Here is a 20,497-nt window from a genome sequence, read left to right as displayed (position 1 = left end):
GAGGCGTACGTAGAGGCGTTCGTTTGTGGGCGGTTTCGGCATCGCGGTAACGACAGCAGCAGGCCGCCTTGTCGCTTTCCATCAGCTGCATTCGATCAGCTGGCACGCCCCGTAGTCAATGGGCTCCGACGGCCATTGCGTGGCGCTGTCGATGCGCCGCACGCCACGGTGCAGCAGTTGCACCGCGCGCATCACGCCTGCGTGCGTGACCCACACCGCGTCCTGCCCCGACGCGCGCCACTCGTCGAATGCAGCGCCCGTGCGTTGCATGAAACGGGCCGTGCTTTCGCCGTGGCCGCCCGGAAGGCCTTCGGCGAAATTGCAGGTCCACGCGTCGAACTCGGTGCGAGCGATGGACGACCAGGGCTGGCCTTCCCAGGCGCCGAAGTCCATTTCGGCCAGGCGCGCGTCGGCGCTTACCGCGAGGTCCGGTCGCAGCGTGCCGATGGCCTGGGCCAGTTCGGCGCAGCGCCGCAAGGGCGAGTGCGCCAACGCAATGCCTGCCGGCAGGCGGTACACCACGGCCTCCGCCACAGCCAACGTCGCTTCGGCCGGCACGCACACGTCGGTCGCGCCGTAGCAAAGACCGGGCGCGGCGTCAGTCTGTGCATGGCGCACCAACCACAGCTTCATGCCTGCCACGCCAGCGCGAGATAGATCGCAAGCTCGCACACCTGCTGCGTCGCGCCGAGCCCGTCGCCGGTGAAGCCCTGCAGCCTGCGCCGGAACATGCGTGCCATGACCAGCGCGGCCAGCGCGCACGCCACCGCCACGGCAATCGTTCTTGCGGGGCCTTGCGTCAACAGCAGCAGCCCGGCGGCAGGCACCGACCAGAGCACACCGACCAGCAAGGCACCACCGCCGATTGCATCGGCCAGCGGCTTGGCCTTGCTCGCGCCGGCATCGCCCACGTACGGCAACCAGCGGATCAGGAACAGCGGCGCCAGCCGCGAAAGCACATGCGCGCTGGCGATGGCAACTGCCAGCGCCAGCGCGCCCTGCCCCGCCATCGAAGCGAGCAGCGCAGCCTTCAGACCAAGCGCCAGCACCAGCGCAATGGCGCCGAAGGCACCGATGCGCGAATCCTTCATGATCTCCAGCGCGCGGCTCCGGTCGGATGCTCCGCCCAACCCGTCGGCCACGTCGGCGAGCCCGTCTTCATGAAACGCGCCGGTCAGAAGCACCGTCGCGGCCATGCTCAGCAGCGCCGCGGCCAGTGCACCCGCCATGCCCGGCAAGCCCTGTAGCGCGAGCACGAAAACGGCCGCGCCTACGCCACCCACCAGCCAGCCGACGCCGGGAAAATGCGCCGCACTCGCACGCAGCATCTTCGGACTGAACCCGACCCATTCGGCAAGCCGGCCGGTCACCGGCACGCGCGTGAAGAACTGCAGGGCCAGCAGGTAGTGGCGAACGCCATTCATCAAGTTCAGGCGTCCTTGCGCGACACACCCGCCGCTTCGAAGCTCGCCATTTCGCGCAGGATGCGGCAGGCCGATTCGAGCAGCGGCCAGGCCAGCGCGCCGCCCGAGCCTTCGCCAAGGCGCAGGTCCAGGTTCAGCAAGGGCTCCAGCCCAAGATGCTTCAGCAGCAGCGCATGCCCCGGCTCCGCCGAGCTGTGCGCGGCCACGCAGCGCTGCGCGACATGCGGCTGCAGCGCCTGTGCGACCAGTATCGCGGCGCTCGCGATGAAACCGTCGACCACGATCACCCGGCGTTCGTGTGCCGCCTGCAGCACCGCGCCGACGAGCGTGGCAATTTCGAAACCGCCGAATGCAGCCAACGCATCCAGCGGCGAAACCGCCGATGCATGCAGCGCCAGCACTTCGCGCAGCACCGTGCGCTTGCGTGCCAATCCCGCGGCGTCGAGCCCTGTGCCGGAGCCTGTGCAGGCGTCGATATCGAGCTGGGCCAGCCGCGCAAGCAGCATCGCCGCCGCCGAACTGTTGCCGATGCCCATCTCGCCCAACAGCAAAGCATTGCCGGGCAGCACGCGCACCACGTCGCGGCCGTTGGCAATGGCCTCGGCGCATTGCGCGGCCGTCATCGCCGGGCCGGCCGATGCATCGGCGGTACCGGCGGCAATCCGCCGCGACACCAGCCCCGGACGGGCCTGGAAGTCGCGCCGCACGCCGCAGTCGACCACCGTGAGTGCCAGTCCATGCTGGCGCGCCAGCACGCTCACGGCCGCGCCGCCGGCCAGGAAGTTCTCGACCATCTGCCAGGTCACGTCGCTCGGAAACGCCGAGACGCCGCGCGCCGCCAGCCCGTGGTCGCCCGCGCACACCAGCATCTGGGGCGCTTCAAGCGCCGGCGTTTCGTTGCCCAGGATGAGGCCGAGCCGCAAGGCCAGGCTTTCGAGCCGGCCCAGCGCGCCGAGCGGCTTGGTCTTGTTGTCGATCGCGCTCTGCAGACGCGCCGTCAGGGCGTCGTCGTGGATGTCGGCGATGGAGGGAATGGTGTGGTTGTTATCGGTCATGCGATCAGGCCCTGCAATACGCCGGGCTCGAAGTGGGTGTCTATGAAATCGGCCAAACCGTCGAAGGTGGCATCGAGCGTGGGGGCCTCCGCGCCGAAGAGCGCGTGCAGCGCGGCCGCATCCTCGAACAGGCCGTGCAGGTAAAGGCCCAGCACATTGCCGCGCGCGTTCTGCCATGCCAGCCCCTCGGGCATCACGGCGCTTCCGTCCTGCGCCATCTGCGGGTGAATCGCGGTCTGGCCGTGGTGAATCTCGTAGCCCGCCACCGGCACGTTCGAAAGCGAAGCCCATGGTCCGCTCACCTCGCCAAAGCTGGCGGACCGGTGGCGCACGGTCTTCTCGCGCTCGAACACGGTCACCAGCGGCAGCAGGCCGAGGCCGGGCGCATTGCCGTCGATGCCGTGCGGGTCGACCAGCGCCTCGCCGAGCATCTGCAAGCCGCCGCACACGCCCAGCACAGCGCCGCCGGCGGCCGCATGTGCGGCAATGGCGCGGTCCAGGCCCTGCGCGCGCAGCCAGGCGAGATCGCCGCTGGTGTGCTTGGAACCGGGCAGCACGATCCAGTCGGCGCCGGCCACGTCCGACGGCGTGCGCGCCCAGACCAGGCGGACACCGGGCACATTCTTGAGCGGCTGGAATTCGTCCAGGTTGCTGATGCGCGGATAGGCCACGACGGCCACCGTGCGCGTCACGGCGCCGCTCGCATAACTTCGGTCGTCGAACACGCCGTCTTCTTCCGGTAGACCGTGCTGCCACCACATCGGCAGCGTCGCGACGGTGGCGATGCCGGTCAGCGCCTGCAGCTGCTCTGGCGCAGGCGCCAGCAGCGATGCATCGCCGCGAAACTTGTTGAGCACGAAGCCGCGCAGCAGCGCGCGGTCGCTCTCGGGCATCAATGCCCAGGTGCCGTAGAGATGCGCGAAGGCGCCGCCGCGGTCGATGTCGGTCACCAGCAGGCAGCGGGCGTCGGCATGGCGGGCGACGCGCAGGTTGACGATGTCGCTCGCCATCAGGTTGATCTCGGCCGGCGAGCCCGCACCCTCGATCACCACCACGTCGTTCTCGGCGCGCAGCGAATCGAATGCCTCTGCGATTTGCGGCCAGACGCGCTCGCTGCGGCTGCGCCAGGGCATGGACGTGAGCTCCTCACTCACTTGCCCCATCAGAACCACCTGGCTGTGGGTGTCGCGTTCGGGCTTGAGCAGCAGCGGGTTCATGCGTACGTCGGGTGCGGCGCGCGCCGCCAGCGCCTGGAAATATTGTGCGCTGCCGATCTCGCCGCCGTCGACCACGCGGGCGTTGTTGCTCATGTTCTGCGCCTTGAAAGGCGCAACCTTGAGGCCCTGCCGCGCATACCAGCGGCACAGTGCCGTGACCAGCCAGCTCTTGCCGGCGCCACTGGTCGTGCCCAGAACCATCACGCATCGGGTTGTCATGCGGCTATTGTCGTTGCCGCCGCATGCCGTTTCCGAAGCGGAAGCGGCAAAGAAAAAGGGGCTTGCGCCCCTTTGGTGTTCAGCGTGCCGCGGTCTGCAGCACGGCAGCCCCGCCGGGCTGTCCTTGCGCCGTGGCCGGCGGCACTTCCCAGCCGCCGCCGATGGCGCGGATCAGCCCCACGGCCGCCTGGTACTGCGCCGACTTCACCTGCAGCGCCTGGCGCCGGTTGCGCAATTCGCTGCGACGTGCATCGAGCAGGTCGAGCTGGCTGATGTAGCCATTGCGGTAGCGCGTGTCGGACAAACTGGTCGCGCGCTGGGCCGACGTGACGGCCTGGGCCTGCACGGTCGACTGCTCCTGCAGGATGCGGATGGCGGACAGTTGGTCTTCAACCTCCTGAAACGCCACCAGCACCTGGTTGCGATAGTTCGCGAGCGCGCCGTCGAGCTGCGCATTGGCGCCCTGCACGCCGGCTTCGCGGCGGCCGCCGTCGAAGATCGGCAGCGAGAGCAGCGCGCCCACGCCCCATGAACGGGCCGACCACTTGAACAGGTCGCCGATCTCCGGAGATGCATAGCCGGCGGCGCCGGTCAACGAGATGTCCGGGAACCATGCCGCCTGCGCCACGCCCACGCGCGCCTGCGCTGCAAGCACGGCGTTCTGCGCGGACGAGACGTCCGGGCGGCGCGTGAGCACCGTGGCCGGCACGCCGGGCGGAACGGATGGCAGCGCGGTGGCCCATTCGTCGGTCCGCAGGCCGAAGCTGGAGGCCGAATCGCCCACCAGCACCGCGAGCGCATGCTCGACCTGGGCACGCTGCCGGTCGAGCGCGAGCGCGTCCGACTCGGTGGACGACACCTCGGTCTGCACGCGCGCCACGTCGAGCTCGGCGATGTCGCCGGCCTGCTGCCTGCGCTGCGTCAGGCGCAGCGTGTCGCGGTAGGCCTCGACCTGCTCGCGCACCAGCGCGCGCTCGGCGTCGAGCGCACGCAGTTGCAGATAGGTCTGGGCCACCTCGGCCTGCACCGCAAGGCGCGTGCTTTGCAGCAGCGCTTCGCGGCTTGCCGCATCGAGCTTGGCCGCATTGCTCGCGCCCGAGAGCCGGCCAAACAGGTCGAGCTCGTACGAGAACGTGGCCCCGATGTTGGTCATGGTGGCCGGCCGGGTGCTGGCCGTGGCCTTGTCGAGCCCCGCGCCGCGGTTGGCGCCGCCGCTCAGGCCGATCTGCGGCATGCGGTCGGCGTTGGCGCTGCGTGCCAGGGCGCGGGCTTCCGCGAGCCGAGCCGCGGCGGCCTGAATGTTGTTGTTGTTGACGTCGGCCTTCTCGACCAGCGTGTTGAGCACCGGGTCATTGAATGCCAGCCACCAGGCGCCGCGAGCCTGCGCCTCGGAAGGCACGGCGCGCGTCCAGCCGGCCGGTGGCGCGGCGCCCTGTTCCTTGAACTGGGCGGTGGTCTGGATCTCCGGCACGCCGGAGGGAACGCTCGCGCAGCCGGCCAATGCCAGGGCTGCCACCAGCGGCAGCAAGGCGGTGCGAAGTGGCTTGACCCAAGGTTGTACTGAGAATTTCATGATGAGCTTTCTTCTCGATCAGTCATGCGAGCCGTGCGAAGGACGCGGCGCAGCCGGCAGCGGGTGCAGCCCGCCACCGCCGGAACCTCCGTGGGACGGCGCAGCCGGATGCGCCGCCGAAACGAAGTCTTCCCCGTGCGGCACGTCGCCGTGCAACTTGAGCGGACGGTTGCCCGCAAGGCGGCGCATCAGCACATAGAACACCGGCGTCAGGAACAGGCCGAAGGCCGTCACGCCGATCATCCCGGCGAACACCGCCACACCCATGGCCTTGCGCATTTCCGAGCCCGCGCCGGTCGACAGCACGAGGGGCAGCACACCCATCACGAAGGCCAGCGAGGTCATAAGAATCGGGCGCAAGCGCAGGCGGCTGGCTTCGATCGCGGCCTGGATCGGTGTCCGGCCCGCAAACTCCAGCTCCCGTGCGAACTCCACGATCAGGATCGCGTTCTTCGCACTCAGCCCCACCAGCACGATCAACCCGATCTGCGTGAAGACGTTGTTGTCACCCCCCGATATCCATACGCCCGTCATCGCGGCCAGGATGCCCATGGGCACGATCAGGATGATGGCGATGGGCAGCGTCAGGCTTTCGTACTGCGCGGCCAGCACCAGGAACACCAGCAGGATGGCAAGCGGGAACACCAGGAAGGCGGAGTTGCCGGCCAGGATTTCCTGGTACGTCAGCTCGGTCCACTCGAAGCTCACGCCCTTGGGCAGCGTCTCGGCCGCGATCTTGGCGATCGCATCCTGCGCCTGTCCCGACGAATAGCCCGGGGCCGGGCCGCCGTTGATGTCGGCCGCAAGGTAGCCGTTGTAGCGCATGGCGCGTTCTGGGCCGAAGGTCGAGTTGACCTTCATCAGCGCGGCCAGCGGCACCATCTCGCCCGAGCTGGAGCGCACCTTCAGCATGCCCACGTCTTCGGCGCGGGCGCGGTAAGGAGCATCGGCCTGCACACGCACGCTGTACGTGCGGCCAAACTTGTTGAAGTCGTTCGCATACAGGCTGCCGAGGTAGATCTGCATGGTGTCGAAGATGTCCGTCACCGGCACGCCGAGCTGGCGCGCCTTGGTGCGGTCGATGTCCGCATACAGCTGCGGCACGTTGACCTGCCAGCTCGTGAACATGCCCGTGAGCTCGGGCGCGGCATAGGCCTTGGCCATGAACGCCTTCACCGCCGCGTCCATCTGGTCGTAGCCGACCGAGGCGCGGTCTTCGATCTGCAGCTTGAAGCCGCCCGTGGTGCCCAGGCCCGCCACCGGTGGCGGCGGGAACATCACGATGAACGCATCCTGGATGCTGGCGAAGGCGCCGTTGAGTTGCCCCGCCACTGCACCGCCGCTCTGGTCGGCGCGCTTGCGCTGGTCGAAGGGCTTGAGCGTGGCAAACACGATGCCCGAGTTCGAGCTGTTGGTGAAGCCGTTGATCGACAGGCCCGGGAAGGCGATGGCGTCTTCCACGTTCGGGTTCTTCTTCATGATCTCGCCCATGCGCTGGATCACGTTGTCGGTGCGATCGAGCGTGGCGCCGTCGGGCAGCTGGGCAAAACCGATCAGGTATTGCTTGTCCTGCGCCGGCACGAAGCCGCTGGGCACTGCCTTGAAGAGACCGAAGGTCACGCCGATCAGCGCGAGGTAGATGACCAGCATCAGCGTCTTGCGCGAGATCACGCTCTTGACGCCGCCGCTGTAGGCTTCCGAGCCACGGCTGAAGAGCCTGTTGAAGCCGCGGAACAGCCAGCCGAAGGCCTTGTCCATGCCGCGCGTCAGCGCATCCTTGGGAGCATCGTGGCTGCGAAGGAGCAAGGCAGCGAGAGCGGGCGACAGTGTGAGCGAGTTGATAGCCGAGATCACCGTCGAGATCGCGATGGTCACCGCGAACTGGCGATAGAACTGCCCCGTGAGGCCGCTGATGAAAGCGAGCGGCACGAACACGGCCACCAGCACCAGCGCAATCGCGATGATGGGGCCGGACACTTCGCGCATCGCACGGTAAGTGGCTTCACGCGGCGTCAATCCCGCCTCAATGTTCCGCTCCACGTTCTCCACCACCACGATGGCGTCGTCCACCACGATGCCGATGGCCAGCACCAGTCCGAACAGGCTCAGCGCATTGATCGAGAAGCCGAGGACGTGCAGCACCGCGAAAGTACCGATCACCGACACCGGCACGGCCAGCAGAGGAATGATCGACGCGCGCCACGTCTGCAGGAACAAAATCACGACCAGCACCACCAGCATGATGGCTTCGAGCAGCGTGTGGATCACCGATTCGATCGACGCGCGCACGAACTGCGTCGGGTCGTAGGCGATGCGGTATTCCAGACCTTCAGGCATGTTCTTGTTGAGCTCGGCCATCGTCTTGCGAACGTTGGACGAGATGTCGAGCGCGTTGGAGCCCGGTGCCTGGAACACGCCCATGCCGACGGCCGGGTCGTTGTTCAAAAGCGAACGCAGCGAGTAGTCGGCGGCGCCCATCTCGAGGCGGCCGATGTCGCGCAGGCGGGTCACGGCGCCGTCGGTGCCGCTCTTGACGATGATGTCGCCGAACTCTTCCTCGCTCTGCAGGCGCCCTTGCGCATTGATCGAGAGCTGCATGTCCACGCCCGAGAGGCCCGGCGAAGCGCCGACCACACCGGCTGCCGCCTGCACGTTCTGGCCGCGGATCGCAGCCACCACGTCGCTGGCCGAGAGGCCGCGCTGCGCGACCTTCTGCGGGTCGAGCCAGACGCGCATCGAATAGTCGCCGCCGCCGAAGATCTGCACCTGGCCCACGCCTTCGATGCGCGCGAGCGGGTCCTTCACGTTCAGCACCGCGTAATTGCGCAGGTAGTTGATGTCGTAGCGGTCGTTCGGCGAAACAAGGTGGACCACCATCGTCAGGTCAGGCGCGCTCTTGACGGTCGTGATGCCGAGGCGACGCACTTCCTCCGGCAGGCGCGGCTCGGCTTGCGAGACGCGGTTCTGCACGAGCTGCTGTGCCTTGTCGGGATCGGTGCCGAGGCGGAAGGTGACGGTGAGCGTGAGCACGCCGTCGGTGGTCGCCTGGCTGCCCATGTAGAGCATGCCTTCGACGCCGTTGATCTGCTCTTCGAGCGGCGTGGCAACGGTTTCGGCAATCACCTTCGGGTTGGCGCCGGGATACTGGGCGCGCACCACCACGGAGGGCGGCGCGACTTCCGGGTATTCGGAAATCGGCAGTCCGCGGAGCGCAATCAGGCCGGCTATCAGTATCAATAGCGACAGCACGCCGGCAAAGATCGGCCGGTCGATGAAGAATTTAGAGAGATTCATGTTGTTTCTCCGGCGAGCGCAAACGCGCTCCCCTCCGAGTTCAGGACTTCGCGGCTTCCGCGACGCGTTCCGGTTGTTGTTGCTTGGTGTCGGCCTTGGCGTCCATCGTCACCGTCTGCGGGACCACCAGCGCGCCGGGGCGGATGTGCTGCAGGCCATTGACCACCACGCGATCGCCGGCCTTCAGGCCCTTGCTCACGACGCGCAGGCCGTTGATGGATGCGCCGAGCGTCACTTCGCGGTACGTCGCCTTGTTGTCCTCGCCCACCACCAGCACGAACTTCTTGTTCTGGTCGGTGCCGATGGCGCGCTCGCTCACCAGCAGCGCGGAGTCGCTGCGTGCCTGGCCCATGCGGATGCGGGCGAACTGGCCGGGGATAAGCGCGCCATCCTTGTTGTCGAAGGAGGCACGCACGCGCACCGTGCCGCTGCGGGCGTCGACCTGGTTGTCGATCAGTTGCAGCTTGCCCAGGAAAGGCGTGCCGTCGACACCGGCGGTGCCCATCTGCACGGGAATGCTCTCGATCTGGCCGCGGGCGCTGGAGCCGCTCGGCAAGTCCTTCAGGGCCCGCGTGATCACCTGCTCGTCGGCATCGAAGCTCGCGTAGATCGGGCTCACCGACACCAGCGTGGTCAGCACCGGCGCGCCAGGGCCGGCGGCCACCAGGTTGCCCACGGTCACTTCGAGCTTGCCGATGCGGCCCGATACGGGCGCACGCACCTGGGTGTAGCCGAGGTTCAGTCGCGCCGATTGCAGCGAGGCTTGCGAAGCGCGCAGGTTGGCGTCGGCCTCGCGGCTGGCGTTCACGCGCTCGTCGTATTCGCGCTGGGCGATGGCTTGCTGGTCCCACAGGCGCTTGGCACGTTCCTGCTCGCTGCGGCTGAACGCCTGGCGGGCCTGGGCCGATGCCACCTGCGCTTCGGCGCGCTCCGCTTCGGCCGCGTAGGGTGCGGGGTCGATGGTGATCAGCAGATCGCCCTGCTTCACCAGCGCGCCTTCGCGAAAGTGCACCGCCTGCACGGCACCCGCCACGCGGGAGCGCACGTCCACCCTTTGCACCGCCTCGAGCCTGCCCGAGAACTCGTCCCAGGCATTGATCTCGCTCGACGCCACGGCCGCCACCGAGACCGGCGTGCCCTGTTGCGCCGCCGCAGGCGCGGTGGCCTCGGCCTTGAAGCTGTGCATGCCCAGCACGGCGGCGGCCACGGCCAGCACGGCAGTGAGACCGGTCACGCCGGGCCACAGGCCCTTGCGGGCGGCGGAAGAAAGTTTTTGATTGTTGTTCGACATGATGATTCGTCCTTCTCGATGACTTCTTGGGATGCAACAGGCCTTCCCGGTGCTTGTGGCACCAGGAGGCGGAACTCGAAAATGACCGGGGTTACCGGTGAGCCGAGGGGCGGCGTCGCGTCGTCAGCCAGGCTGCCGCGACCGGACCACCTAGCTGGGCTTAGGCGCTACGGGAGGCGGCGTGGTGGCACTGAAAAATTCGCGGAAGTGCTGCTGCACGCTGGCCTCGCATGCCTTGCAGCCTGAGGGCTCGGGGTCGTACAGGGCCTTGGGCCAGTTCGCGGCGCCGGGCAGCACGCTGCTCGTGACGTCGATACCGGCCGCACGCAGGCGCCCGGCAAAAGTCATCGCCTCGTCGCGCATCGCATCGTCGGCGCCCACCAGCACCAGGGCGGGCGCCAGCGAAGACAGCCGAAGCGATCCGCTCGGCACCGCGTAGGGGTGCATCGCATTGGACGGGCAGCTCAGGTACTTTTCCCAGCCCTTGGCCCAGCGGCATTCGGCCTCATCGTTGGTGGCCTTGCGCAGCGACGCCGTGCCCGCGCACGGGTCGAGCATGGGCGACAGCAGGATTTGCCCGGCCAGCGGCGGATGCGCCCGGTCACGGGCGATCAGCGCCACGCCGGCCGCCAGATTGCCGCCGGCTTCCTCGCCGGCCAGGTACACCTGGGCGCCCTTGCCGCCGATCTTCACGCGCTGCTTGTAGAGCCACTCGAGGGCGGCATAGCCCACTTCGATAGGCTCCGGAAATGGCGATTCGGGCGCCAGCGGATAAGCCACCGACACCACCACCGCGCCCGCGCCGGCCAAAAGCCGGGCCACGTTGCGCCCGTTGTCCAGGTTGCCGCAAATGAAGGTGCCGCCATGAAAATGGAGCACCAGCGGCACGGTTTCACCTCGGGGACGTTGTCCATACACCCGGGCGCCCACGGGGTCGCGGCCGGGCAGCTCGATCGAAAGATCGGCTTCCACGCCTTCTGCCGCGGCGAGAGCAGCGGCTTCGGCAGAGCGGGACGACGGACGGGGTGACATGGAGGCAACCTCAGGAGGATTGGCGATAGTCGAAATATAAGGCGGCCAGTGTGGCGTTAAACAGGCAACATGCCCCTACTCTGTTTCCAAACCGCTAACAATCCGGGAAACGCTGTGGGATTGTCACCTTGTGTGAGAATCCGCGTCCTCCCGGCAATGGCCGGGCTCCCAGGAACAGTCATCAATGGATCAAATCCAGGCAATGCGGATCTTTGTCCGCGTCGTGGAAGCAGGCACGTTCACCCGGGCGGCGGACTCGCTTGCCCTGCCCAAGGGAACGGTCACCAAGCAGATCCAGGCGCTGGAATCGCGCCTGCGGGTGAAGCTGCTCAACCGCACCACGCGGCGCGTCACCGTGACGCCGGACGGTGCCGCCTACTACGAGCGCGCGGCACGCCTCTTGAACGACTTCGACGACATCGAGGCGAGCATGACCAACGCGCAGGCCAATCCCACGGGCCGGCTGCGCATCGACGTCGGCACCTCGGTGGCGCGGCTCATCATCCTGCCCGCGCTGGCCACCTTCTGCGACCGCTACCCCGAGATCCAGGTCGACCTGGGCGTGAGCGACCGCACGGTCGACCTCATCACCGACAACGTCGACTGCGTGATCCGGGCCGGCGAGCTCAGCGACCAGTCCCTGGTGGCCCGGCGCATCGGGACCCTGCACTTCGTGACCGTGGCGTCGCCGGCGTACATCAAGCGTTACGGCCATCCGCAGCATCCCAACGACATCGAGAAGCGCCACCACGTGGTGAGCTACTTTTCGGGCAGCACGCGGCGCACCTATCCGCACGAGTTCAAGAAGGGCGACGAGTCGATCGAGCTCAACGGGCCCTATCGCGTGTCGGTCAACGAGAGCAACGCCCACATGGCGGCCGTGCTCGGCGGCTTCGGCATTTCGCAGTGCATCACCTTCATGGCCGAGCCGCTGCTGGAAAGCGGCGAACTGATCGAGGTGCTGCCAGAGTGGCACCGCGACCCGTTGCCGATTCACGTGGTCTACCCGCCCAACCGGCACCTGAGCGCGAAAGTGCGGGCGTTCGTGGATTGGGCGGCCGAACTGTTTGCGAAGAACCCGCGGCTGCAGCGGCGATGAGTTCGTTCGCTGCCCGCCGGTTCAGTCGGCGGCGGCGAACACCGGCTCGCAACGTACCTCGGTCTTGACCGAGTTGGCAATGAAGCACTCTTCGTGCGCCCGATGGTGCATGTGCTCGACTTGCTCGCGCGTGGGCAGGTTGTCGCCAGAGAACGTGACCTCCGGGCGTAGCGTGACCACCGTCATCGCGAGCCTGCCTTCGGCGTTCTTTTCCATGATGCCGCTCGCCGCGTCGAAGTAGCGGTCGACGTTGAACTTGCGCTTCATTGCCATGGTGAGAAACCACAGCATGTGGCAGCTCGACAGCGAAGCGACGAAAGCCTCTTCAGGATCGACCGCTGCCGCATCGGAAAACGGCAGCGGCACCACGTGCGGCGACGAGGAGCCGGGCACCTCCGCGCCGCCATCGAAGCGCATCGAATGTCTTCTGCTGTAGGTGTTGCCGAGGAAGTCCTGCTCGCCTCTCTGCCAGAGGATTTCTGCGGTGTACTGGGCCATGCCTTGCTCTCCAGCGCAAATAGTGGCCGCCATTTTGCGTCAGGAGGCCATCGGCTGCGAACGCGGTCAAACGCCCATGAGCCTGACCAGCAACGGCACCAGCAGTGCCGTCGCGATGCCGTTGAGCCCCAAGGCCAATGCAGAGAATGCGCCGGCCGTTTCGTTCACCTGGATGGCGCGCGCGGTGCCGATGCCGTGCGCCGCCATGCCCACCGCAAAGCCGCGCACCGCGGGCTCCTCGATGCGCAGCAGGTTCAAGAGGCCGGTGGCCATGATGGCGCCCGAGATACCCGCCACGGCGGCCGCCACCGCGGCAAGCGACGGCAGCCCACCGATCTTCTCGGCCACGCCCATCGCGATCGGCATGGTGGCTGACTTGGGCGCGAGCGACATCATCAGTTCGTGCGATCCGCCCAGCGCCCAGACGATGCCGATGGCCGACACGATGGCAGCCACCGAGCCCACCAGCAGCGCCACGCCGATCGGCAGCCACAGGCGCCGCAGCCGCGCGAGCTGGCCGTAAAGTGGCACGGCCAGCGCCACGGTGGCCGGGCCGATCAGGAAGTGCACGAACTTGGCGCCTTCGAAATACGTGTCGTAGGGCGTGCGCGTGATGAGCAGCACGCTCACGATGGCGATCACCGACACCAGCACCGGATTGACCAGCGGCCTGCCACCGCTGCGTTGGTGCAGCCACAGCGCGCCCAAGTAGGCCAGCAGCGTGAGCGACAGCCACAACAGCGGCGACTGCGCCAGGAAGACCCAGATTTCGGAAAGTTTCGGGGATGCGCTCATTCCGCGTCCTTGCCCGTGATGCGGATCATCCAGCGCAGGGTGAGCGCGGTCACGGTCATGGTGAAGGCCGCCCCCACGATGCCGGCCGCGAGGAACGGAAGCCATTCGCGCCCTACCCGCTCGAAATGCAGCATGACCCCCGTCACGGCGGGAATGAACAGCAGCATGAGGTTGCGCAGCAGGTGGCCTGAGGTCTCGCTCAACGCGTCGGGCACGCCGCCGCGAACGAGCAGCACGATGAAGAGCAGCAGCATGCCGATCAGCGGACCCGGGATCGGCAGGCCCAGCCACTGCACGAGCAGTTCACCGGCCAGTTGGCAAAGAAAGAGCGTGGTGATGGCGTAGAGCATGCGGATGTCCTGCGATGGATTGACCTTCAACGTTCGGCCGAGGCGACGGCGCGCGCCCAGGCTTCTTTCAGCGCCTGCTGGCTCTGCGGCGGCAGCACGCCCAGCCGCACGAACCCCGGCAGGCCGAAGGAAGCGCAGTCGCGCAGCTTGATGCCCTCGGCGCGCAGGGCGGCGGCGAACCGCGGGTAAGGCGCATTGGTGCGGGCGCAGAAAAAGTTGGCATCGCCTGGCAGCCATTGCCACCCCAGCGATTCGCAGAGGTTGAGCTGCTGCGCCTTCCATGCCCGCAGGGTGTGCAGGCTCTGCGCGAGCCAGGCTTGGGCTTCGGTGCCGATCCAGGTTTCGAGCAATGCCACGCCGTGGGCGCCCACCGGCCATGACGGGGCCAGGCGTTCGAGACGCTTTAACATTGGCACGGCCGCAGCGCCGTCGGGTGCGATGGCGTAGGCCGCGCGAACCCCGGTGAGGCCCATCGCCTTGTTAGGCGTCCACAGCTGCCAGACGCGGTTGCGCTCGGCCGCATCGACCGATGCGGCGCCCTCGAGGCGCAGCGGCTCGTAGGCCAGGTCGAGCACGCAGAGGCCGCCGTCCGCTCTGGCATGCAACGCGAGATCGGGCTGAGGTTGGCCAAGCGGACTCGACGGCTCGCAACACCAGCGCAGCGCTGCCGCGCCGTGCGGCTCGGGGGACCGCAGCACTTCAAGGCCCCAGGCCAAGGCCGCACGTTCGTAGTCGCCGTAGCTGTGCAGAGGCAGCCAGGCCTCGTGGCCGCCCTCCTGTCCGAAAGCGGCGCTGATCCGGTGGATGAATTCGCTTGCGCTGGCCGCGATGACGATGCGCTCCGGCGCCACGCCATGAAACTTCGCCAGTGCGCCGCGCAGCCCGGCATAGGCAGGGTCGGGATAGTGGCCCGCGCCCGCCGCGCGCAGCGCCGCCAGTACTGCCGGGCACGATCCCGTGGCATTGCCATTGGTCGAAAAATCGTGCCAGGGGGTACCGGTCTCGTCCGGACCGCCATGCGCCGCAGCTCCGAAGCTTGCGTGTTCGTGTGGCTCTGTCATGGCTGTCTGGTGATCGCGAAGATCGCCAATGATGCACACACGGCCAGCGAAAGCGCCGCCCTCCCGCCCAGCTGCGCGGCGCGATGCGTATCGGCCGCATCGGCCTGGCGGCCTTCGGCATTCAGGGCATAGACGTCCGGCTTGGCGAGCCGCACGCCGAGCAAAACGGCCATTGCCGCCATCGGCCAACCACTGTTGGGCGACGGCGTGCGGCGAGCCTCGCGCGCAATGCCGGAGGGCCATCGCCATGCCGCGAGCGCGAGCAGCAACACCGTGAGCCGCGCGGGCAGCCACGAAAGCACGTCGTCAGCGCGTGCAGCCCATTTGCCGAGCCAGGTCCAGTCGCGGCCGTTGCGTTCGCCGCGGTAGCCCCACATCGCATCGGCCGTGTTGGCGAAGCGATAGACCGCCGCGCCCGGCAAGCCGAGAAGCACGAACCAGAACATCGGCGCCACCAGCGAATCGTTGAGGTTCTCGGCCAGCGATTCGATGGCGCTTTCGCGCACCTCGCGCTCGCTGAGCGCGCACACATCGCGGCTGACGAGCCGGGCCAGCTGCGCGCGCCCCGCATCGAGCGAAACGCCCAGCGCCGCCTCGACCGCGAGCACTTCGTCGTGCAGCATGCGCCACGCGAAAAGCGGCTTCAGCACAAGGGCCAGCGCCATCGCCAGCGCCCATGCGGGCAGCCATTGCACCATCGCGGCCTGCACGCCGGTGGCGACCACCCCCACGCACATCGCGCCCACGCACCACGTCAGCACCCCGATCAAGAAGAGCGACAGGTCGCGCGGCTTAGCCTTGGCCACCGGCGGTGCGATGCGCGAGCCGATCCAGCCGAGGTACTGCCCCATCCACACCACCGGATGCCAGCGCGCGGCGGGCTCGCCCAGCCAGCGGTCGATGGCAAGCGCAAGCCACAGCGCGGTGGCGACGGCCAGGGCGTGTTCGAGGGGAAAGGCGGGCATGGGAGCCGTCATTCTCGCGAATCAGGCAGCGGTGACGAACAGGACGGCATCGAAGGCCAGCATCAGGCAGGCTCCACGGAAGACGGGGTGGGAAACAGGTCCGACGGCTGGCCCCAGCGTTCGTCGAACACCAGCGCCGACAAGGGCTCGCGCCGGGCCCAGCGTTCGCGTTGCAGCATCGGCTCTTCGTAGAAATCGTGCACCGGGCCCAGGCACAGCAGCGCGATCGGTTCCGCACCCTCGGGCAGGCCCAGCAGGGCCGACACCTCGGCGGGATCGAACAGCGAGACCCAGCCCATGCCCAGCCCTTCGGCACGCGCCGCAAGCCAGAGGTTCTGGATGGCGCAGGACGCCGAGGCCAGGTCCATCTGCGGCAAGGTGCGTCGGCCGAACACATGCTGCTCACGGCCGTCGGCCAGCGACACGGCCAGCAGTTCGGCCGCATCGAGCACGCCCTGCACCTTGAGCCGCATGAACGCGTCTTCGCGCTCGCCGAGGGCGCGGGCCGTCAGCGCGCGTTCGCGCTCGATCACATCGTGCAGACGCTGGCGCAAGGCACCGTCGCGAACGCGAATGAACCGCCACGGCTGCATGAATCCGACACTGGGCGCGTGGTGCGCCGCTTCGAGCAGCCGGCGCAGCAACTCGGGCGCTACCTGACCCCCTGCGAAGTGACGCATGTCGCGCCGCTCATGGATCGCGCGGTACACCGCCCTCACCTCGTGGGCCGCGAAGGCTTGCGACATCGAACTCAATCCTCGATGCCGCGCTGCGCTGGAATGCCGGCCTTGAATGCGTGCTTGACCATGGCCATCTCGGTCACGGTGTCGGCCAGCTCGACAATCTCCGGCGGGCAGCGACGGCCGGTCAGCACCACGTGCACGTGCTTGGGCCGCGCGCGCAGCGTTTCGAGCACACCCTGAAGCGGCAGCCAGCCGTAGATGAGCGGATAGGTAATCTCATCGAGCACCACCAGGAAGAACTCGCCGGACAGAATCGCCGCTCTGGCTTTTTCCCAGCCGTCGCGCGCCAGCTCGGCCGAGTGCTCGAGGTCCTGGCTCTTCCAGCTGAAGCCGTCGCCCAGGCCTTGGATCGGAATGCCGAGCTGCTCGAACATGCGGTGCTCGCCGAAACGGGCCGAGGGCACTTTCATGAACTGGTAGATCTTCACGGCCTTGCCACGGCCGTGCGCACGCAGCGCCAGGCCGAAGGCCGCGGTGCTCTTGCCCTTGCCGTCGCCGGTGTTGACGATGACGATGCCGCGGCGCTCGCCTTCGGCTTTGTCGTACGGCTTTTCAGTGGGGGGAGTTTCGATTTGCATGATGTATGTAGGCCTTGTGTTGATGCTCGTCAGTTCGGCAGTGCGATCCACTGGTCGGCCACGCGGTGCACGCGGATGCGATGGTCGAACACCTCTTCGAGCGCGGCGTGGGTGACCGCGTCGCTGCTGCCGCCATGGTGCACCACGCGGCCGTGATTCATCACCACCAGTTCGTCGGCGGCCAGCGCCATCGGGAGTTCGTGCAGCACGCTGACCACGGTGCGACCCTCCGCCACCAGGGCCCGCGTGGTCTGCATCCAGTCGGACTGGTGCGGGGGGTCGAGGTTGGCGAGCGGCTCGTCCATCAGCAGCAGCTCGGCCTCCACGGCCAGCGCACGGGCCAGCAGCACGCGCTGGCGCTCGCCGCCCGAGAGCTGCCCGAGCGGCCGTTCGCGCCACTCCCAGGCTTGGGTGCTGCGCAACGCGCGCTCCACCGCTTCTCGGTCCGCCTTGCTCGGCGCGGCAAGCCAGCGCTGGTGCGGCAGGCGGCCGAGCATGGCAATGTCGTAGACCATCAGGTCGTCGGCACCGCCCTCGCCCGCCGCGCCGCTCTGACCGAGCCACGACAGGCGCTGCGCACGAACGCGCCCCGGCACCTTGGCCGCCGCTTCGCCGAAAAGAAAGACCTCGCCGCGGTGCGGGAGCAACCCCGCAAGCGCCTTGAGCAAGGTCGACTTGCCCGCGCCGTTCGGCCCGACCACGCTGGTCCAGCGCGCGGCGCCGAGCTTCAGGTCGATGCCGTGCAGCACCTCGGCGGAGCCGAGCGTGGCGCTCACGCTGCGCGCTTCAAGTGCGGGGATATGAGTGCTCATGCCACGCCGCCCCGTGCGCCGCGCCTGTGCATCAGCCACAGCAGATAGCTGCCGCCGAGCACGGCGGTGAGCACGCCCACGGGCAGTTCCTGCGGCGCAATGAGCCAGCGCGCCAGCAGGTCGGCCGCCATCAGCAGCAAGCCGCCCATCGCGGCCGACAGCACGATCAATCCCGCGTGCGTTGTCTTGACCACGGAACGCACGAGGTGCGGCGCGGCCAGGCCCACGAAAGCGATCAGGCCGGTCTGCGCCACGGCCGCGCCGGTGGCCAGCGCGAGCACCACCACCAGCGCGGCGCGCATCGCACCGAGCGGAAGTCCCAGGCTGCGCGCCGTCGCTTCTCCGAGCGCGAGGCCATCGAGCACCGGCGCGAGCGCCCAGCCCAGCAGTAGGCACACCGCGCCGACGGCGGCCATCACCGCGCACGCGCTCCAGCCGACCAGGCCGGTGCTGCCCAGGATGAAGCCCTGCAGGGCCTGCAGGATGTCGGCCGAAGCGATGGTGATCAGGTCCTTGGCGGCGCCGAGCACCACGCCGACGATCACGCCGGCGAGCAGCAGCCGCAAGGTCTGCTGCACCCCGCGCGCCAGCATCAGCGTGAGCATCACCGCGCACACCGCCCCCACGAAGGCCGCGCCAGTGAGCCCCAGGCGCATCGCCCATTGCATGCTGGCGGCCGAGCCGCCGAACAGCATGAGCGCCACCGCCACTCCCAGCGAGGCGCCCGAGGCGCTGCCGAGCAGGTAGGGATCGGCCAGCGGATTGCGGAACAAGCCCTGGGCCACCGAACCCGCGAGGCCGAGCAGTGCACCCGCAAGCCACGCGCCGAGCGTGCGCGGCAGCCGGATGTCCCACACGATCTGCAACGCCACCGCATCGTGCCGCGCCGCGAGCAGGCTTTGGAAGCCGGTACTGCCGATTCCCAGGCCGAACACCGCCAATGCGCAGCCCACGCCCAGCAGGGCAAAGCCGAAGAGCCAGACGCGGCGCCGATGGTGTGTGTGCATGAGATCCGCGCGGCTCAACCGGCTTTCTCCGCGATGCAACGGGCCATGAGCCTCGCGGCCTCGTCCATGCGCGGGCCGGGGCGCACGAGCACGTCGGCCTCTGCGGCATCGAAGCGGCAGATGCGCCCTTCGCGCACCGCGCGAATGCCGCTCCAGCCGGGGCGCTGCTCCATGCCCGCTGCGCTGCGCACGCTGACCATGATGAGATCGGGATTGGCGCGCACCACGTATTCGGGGTTGAGCTTGGGAAAAGGGCCGAGCGAAGCCGGCACGATGTTCTTCATGCCCAGGCGCGTGAGCGTCTCGCCGATGAACGAAGACTCACCGGCCGCATAGGGCGCGCTGTTGACCTCGAAGTAGACGCGCTGGCCCTTCGCGGCGGCCGGCAGCGACTCTGCCGCGGCCGACACGCTGGCATCGATCACGCGCCAGATGTTCGCGGCCTCGCGGGTACCAAGCACCTGGTCGAGCTTGTCGAGCACGCGCCGTACGTCGGCATGGCTCTTGGGTTCGAGCACCACCACCTTGAGGCCCAGCGCCTCGAGCCGCTGGGTCACGCGCGACGACTTGGCAAGCAGCACCGCATCGGGCCGCAGTGCCACGATGGCTTCGACATTGGGGTCGATTCCGCCGCCCAGCCGAGGCAAGGCAAGCACCGCGTTCGGCGAATTGGAATAGTTGTCGATGCCTACCAGGCGCGAACATGCACCCAGTGCGCAGACCCCTTCGGTCAACGACGGCAGCAGCGTGACGATGCGCTGCGGCGGTTGCGGCAAGGTCACAGTCACGCCGCGCTCGTCGACCACGTCGAGGGCGTGCGCCGCCAGCGCGAAAACGCCCAGGCCAATAGCGAGCGAGAAAGAGCGAATCCAGTGTCTTGTCATGCGGCAGGCGCCTTCAAGGTCAGCGGCAATCCGGCCACCATCAGCGTGACCCGGCCGCACGCGGCCGCCACGTCCTGGTTGAGGCGCCCCAGCGCATCGACGAAGGCCCGCGTTTCGCCGCCAAGCGGAATCACGCCCAGGCCGATCTCGTTGCCGACCAGCACCACCGGTCCGCGTGCTTCGCGCAGCGCGACCAGCAGCATGGCGACATGCGTCGCCGGCGTGCGCGTGATCGGCCTCGCCGATTCGGAGCGCAGCGGCATCAGCAGGTTGGTGAGCCAGAGCGTGAGGCAGTCGATCACCACCAGCGTGTCGGCCGCACTCTGGGTGACGATTTCGCGCGCCAACTCGACGGGTTCCTCCACGGTGCGCATGTCGGGCACGCGCTGCGCGCGGTCGGCCTGGTGACGTGCGATGCGCTCGCGCATTTCGTTGTCGTGGGCCTGGCCCGTGGCAATGAGCACCGCGCGCCGCGTGGCTGGCGCCTCGGCCAGCCAGTCGATGGCGCGCTGTTCGGCGCGCCGCGACTTGCCGCTCTTCTGGCCGCCGAGGATGAGTTCGTGCTCAAGCATGGGCATGCGCAGCAGCGCTGGGTTCGCT

Annotated in this window: 20 protein-coding genes; 1 reads left to right on the top strand and 19 read right to left on the bottom strand. The window is 68.1% G+C overall.

All coding sequences use genetic code 11. The annotated features are described in order from the left end of the window. Positions 1-81: 81 nt before the first annotated feature. The 8 genes from BLR24_RS27780 to BLR24_RS27745 form a co-directional block, all read right to left on the bottom strand. Positions 82-633 (bottom strand): histidine phosphatase family protein, encoded by a 552-nt coding sequence (locus tag BLR24_RS27780; protein ID WP_093023498.1) that lies wholly within the window; start codon positions 631-633, stop codon positions 82-84. Further along, positions 630-1,424, bottom strand: coding sequence for an adenosylcobinamide-GDP ribazoletransferase (locus BLR24_RS27775; RefSeq protein WP_093023496.1), 795 nt, complete (start codon positions 1,422-1,424; stop codon positions 630-632). Before BLR24_RS27775 ends, BLR24_RS27780 begins: the two co-directional genes overlap by 4 nt. A gap of 5 nt (positions 1,425-1,429) precedes the next feature. Further along, positions 1,430-2,479, bottom strand: a complete 1,050-nt coding sequence (gene cobT, locus BLR24_RS27770; protein ID WP_093023494.1) for a nicotinate-nucleotide--dimethylbenzimidazole phosphoribosyltransferase — start codon at positions 2,477-2,479, stop codon at positions 1,430-1,432. Further along, positions 2,476-3,915, bottom strand: a complete 1,440-nt coding sequence (locus tag BLR24_RS27765) for a cobyric acid synthase (RefSeq protein ID WP_093023492.1) — start codon at positions 3,913-3,915, stop codon at positions 2,476-2,478. The genes cobT and BLR24_RS27765 overlap by 4 nt, the downstream gene beginning before the upstream one ends. 79 nt (positions 3,916-3,994) lie before the next feature. Further along, positions 3,995-5,488, bottom strand: a complete 1,494-nt coding sequence (locus BLR24_RS27760; RefSeq protein ID WP_093023490.1) for an efflux transporter outer membrane subunit — start codon at positions 5,486-5,488, stop codon at positions 3,995-3,997. An 18-nt stretch (positions 5,489-5,506) separates the two neighbouring features. Continuing rightward, complete coding sequence (locus tag BLR24_RS27755; RefSeq protein WP_093023488.1) at positions 5,507-8,782, bottom strand: efflux RND transporter permease subunit; 3,276 nt, start codon at positions 8,780-8,782, stop codon at positions 5,507-5,509. Between the two features lie 40 nt (positions 8,783-8,822). Then, positions 8,823-10,073, bottom strand: coding sequence for an efflux RND transporter periplasmic adaptor subunit (locus tag BLR24_RS27750; protein ID WP_093023486.1), 1,251 nt, complete (start codon positions 10,071-10,073; stop codon positions 8,823-8,825). A gap of 150 nt (positions 10,074-10,223) precedes the next feature. After that, entirely contained in the window at positions 10,224-11,105 is an 882-nt protein-coding gene (locus BLR24_RS27745; RefSeq protein ID WP_093023484.1) for an alpha/beta hydrolase, read from the bottom strand. A 184-nt stretch (positions 11,106-11,289) separates the two neighbouring features. On the opposite strand from BLR24_RS27745, the gene BLR24_RS27740 reads away from it, so the two are divergent. Then, complete coding sequence (locus tag BLR24_RS27740) at positions 11,290-12,204, top strand: LysR family transcriptional regulator (RefSeq protein WP_093023482.1); 915 nt, start codon at positions 11,290-11,292, stop codon at positions 12,202-12,204. Between the two features lie 21 nt (positions 12,205-12,225). On the opposite strand, the gene BLR24_RS27735 is transcribed toward BLR24_RS27740, so the two are convergent. The 11 genes from BLR24_RS27735 to BLR24_RS27685 all read right to left on the bottom strand — a co-directional run bounded on the left by BLR24_RS27735 (position 12,226) and on the right by BLR24_RS27685 (position 20,475). After that, positions 12,226-12,702, bottom strand: coding sequence for an OsmC family protein (locus tag BLR24_RS27735; protein WP_093023481.1), 477 nt, complete (start codon positions 12,700-12,702; stop codon positions 12,226-12,228). Between the two features lie 66 nt (positions 12,703-12,768). After that, positions 12,769-13,497, bottom strand: a complete 729-nt coding sequence (locus BLR24_RS27730) for an LrgB family protein (RefSeq protein WP_093023480.1) — start codon at positions 13,495-13,497, stop codon at positions 12,769-12,771. Then, positions 13,494-13,847 (bottom strand): CidA/LrgA family protein, encoded by a 354-nt coding sequence (locus tag BLR24_RS27725; protein ID WP_093023479.1) that lies wholly within the window; start codon positions 13,845-13,847, stop codon positions 13,494-13,496. Before BLR24_RS27725 ends, BLR24_RS27730 begins: the two co-directional genes overlap by 4 nt. A 26-nt stretch (positions 13,848-13,873) precedes the next feature. Then, the gene (locus BLR24_RS27720; protein WP_093023477.1) at positions 13,874-14,908 is read right to left on the bottom strand and encodes an aminotransferase class I/II-fold pyridoxal phosphate-dependent enzyme; all 1,035 of its coding nucleotides are present in this window, start codon (positions 14,906-14,908) and stop codon (positions 13,874-13,876) included. After that, on the bottom strand, positions 14,905-15,873 hold the full coding sequence (gene cbiB / locus BLR24_RS27715; protein WP_254787628.1) for an adenosylcobinamide-phosphate synthase CbiB: 969 nt from the start codon (positions 15,871-15,873) through the stop codon (positions 14,905-14,907). Before cbiB ends, BLR24_RS27720 begins: the two co-directional genes overlap by 4 nt. Positions 15,874-15,935: 62 nt before the next feature. Continuing rightward, on the bottom strand, positions 15,936-16,619 hold the full coding sequence (gene bluB, locus BLR24_RS27710; RefSeq protein WP_093023473.1) for a 5,6-dimethylbenzimidazole synthase: 684 nt from the start codon (positions 16,617-16,619) through the stop codon (positions 15,936-15,938). A 5-nt stretch (positions 16,620-16,624) separates the two neighbouring features. Next, positions 16,625-17,194: a cob(I)yrinic acid a,c-diamide adenosyltransferase gene (cobO, locus tag BLR24_RS27705; protein ID WP_093023471.1), complete on the bottom strand. Its 570-nt coding sequence runs from the start codon at positions 17,192-17,194 to the stop codon at positions 16,625-16,627. A gap of 29 nt (positions 17,195-17,223) precedes the next feature. Then, on the bottom strand, positions 17,224-18,006 hold the full coding sequence (locus BLR24_RS27700; protein ID WP_093023469.1) for an ABC transporter ATP-binding protein: 783 nt from the start codon (positions 18,004-18,006) through the stop codon (positions 17,224-17,226). Then, positions 18,003-19,013 carry a FecCD family ABC transporter permease gene (locus BLR24_RS27695; protein ID WP_093023467.1) on the bottom strand — a complete coding sequence of 337 codons (1,011 nt, stop codon included), beginning with the start codon at positions 19,011-19,013 and terminating at the stop codon, positions 18,003-18,005. The genes BLR24_RS27700 and BLR24_RS27695 overlap by 4 nt, the downstream gene beginning before the upstream one ends. A gap of 14 nt (positions 19,014-19,027) precedes the next feature. Further along, positions 19,028-19,897 (bottom strand): ABC transporter substrate-binding protein, encoded by an 870-nt coding sequence (locus tag BLR24_RS27690; RefSeq protein WP_093023465.1) that lies wholly within the window; start codon positions 19,895-19,897, stop codon positions 19,028-19,030. Further along, complete coding sequence (locus BLR24_RS27685; RefSeq protein ID WP_093023463.1) at positions 19,894-20,475, bottom strand: bifunctional adenosylcobinamide kinase/adenosylcobinamide-phosphate guanylyltransferase; 582 nt, start codon at positions 20,473-20,475, stop codon at positions 19,894-19,896. Before BLR24_RS27685 ends, BLR24_RS27690 begins: the two co-directional genes overlap by 4 nt. Positions 20,476-20,497: the final 22 nt, after the last annotated feature.

It is taken from the genome of Variovorax sp. OV700 (assembly GCF_900099805.1).
Lineage (GTDB): Bacteria > Pseudomonadota > Gammaproteobacteria > Burkholderiales > Burkholderiaceae_C > Variovorax.
Note: the sequence above shows the minus strand (reverse complement) of the source record. Positions and strands in the feature narration are given on the sequence as shown.

Coding starts and splice junctions, on each gene's coding strand:
- BLR24_RS27780 (WP_093023498.1), bottom strand. CDS start 633: ATGAAGCTGTGGTTGGTGCGCCATGCACAGACTGACGCCGCGCCCGGT.
- BLR24_RS27775 (WP_093023496.1), bottom strand. CDS start 1,424: ATGAATGGCGTTCGCCACTACCTGCTGGCCCTGCAGTTCTTCACGCGC.
- cobT (WP_093023494.1), bottom strand. CDS start 2,479: ATGACCGATAACAACCACACCATTCCCTCCATCGCCGACATCCACGAC.
- BLR24_RS27765 (WP_093023492.1), bottom strand. CDS start 3,915: ATGACAACCCGATGCGTGATGGTTCTGGGCACGACCAGTGGCGCCGGC.
- BLR24_RS27760 (WP_093023490.1), bottom strand. CDS start 5,488: ATGAAATTCTCAGTACAACCTTGGGTCAAGCCACTTCGCACCGCCTTG.
- BLR24_RS27755 (WP_093023488.1), bottom strand. CDS start 8,782: ATGAATCTCTCTAAATTCTTCATCGACCGGCCGATCTTTGCCGGCGTG.
- BLR24_RS27750 (WP_093023486.1), bottom strand. CDS start 10,073: ATGTCGAACAACAATCAAAAACTTTCTTCCGCCGCCCGCAAGGGCCTG.
- BLR24_RS27745 (WP_093023484.1), bottom strand. CDS start 11,105: ATGTCACCCCGTCCGTCGTCCCGCTCTGCCGAAGCCGCTGCTCTCGCC.
- BLR24_RS27740 (WP_093023482.1), top strand. CDS start 11,290: ATGGATCAAATCCAGGCAATGCGGATCTTTGTCCGCGTCGTGGAAGCA.
- BLR24_RS27735 (WP_093023481.1), bottom strand. CDS start 12,702: ATGGCCCAGTACACCGCAGAAATCCTCTGGCAGAGAGGCGAGCAGGAC.
- BLR24_RS27730 (WP_093023480.1), bottom strand. CDS start 13,497: ATGAGCGCATCCCCGAAACTTTCCGAAATCTGGGTCTTCCTGGCGCAG.
- BLR24_RS27725 (WP_093023479.1), bottom strand. CDS start 13,847: ATGCTCTACGCCATCACCACGCTCTTTCTTTGCCAACTGGCCGGTGAA.
- BLR24_RS27720 (WP_093023477.1), bottom strand. CDS start 14,908: ATGACAGAGCCACACGAACACGCAAGCTTCGGAGCTGCGGCGCATGGC.
- cbiB (WP_254787628.1), bottom strand. CDS start 15,873: ATGCCCGCCTTTCCCCTCGAACACGCCCTGGCCGTCGCCACCGCGCTG.
- bluB (WP_093023473.1), bottom strand. CDS start 16,619: ATGTCGCAAGCCTTCGCGGCCCACGAGGTGAGGGCGGTGTACCGCGCG.
- cobO (WP_093023471.1), bottom strand. CDS start 17,194: ATGCAAATCGAAACTCCCCCCACTGAAAAGCCGTACGACAAAGCCGAA.
- BLR24_RS27700 (WP_093023469.1), bottom strand. CDS start 18,006: ATGAGCACTCATATCCCCGCACTTGAAGCGCGCAGCGTGAGCGCCACG.
- BLR24_RS27695 (WP_093023467.1), bottom strand. CDS start 19,013: ATGCACACACACCATCGGCGCCGCGTCTGGCTCTTCGGCTTTGCCCTG.
- BLR24_RS27690 (WP_093023465.1), bottom strand. CDS start 19,897: ATGACAAGACACTGGATTCGCTCTTTCTCGCTCGCTATTGGCCTGGGC.
- BLR24_RS27685 (WP_093023463.1), bottom strand. CDS start 20,475: ATGCCCATGCTTGAGCACGAACTCATCCTCGGCGGCCAGAAGAGCGGC.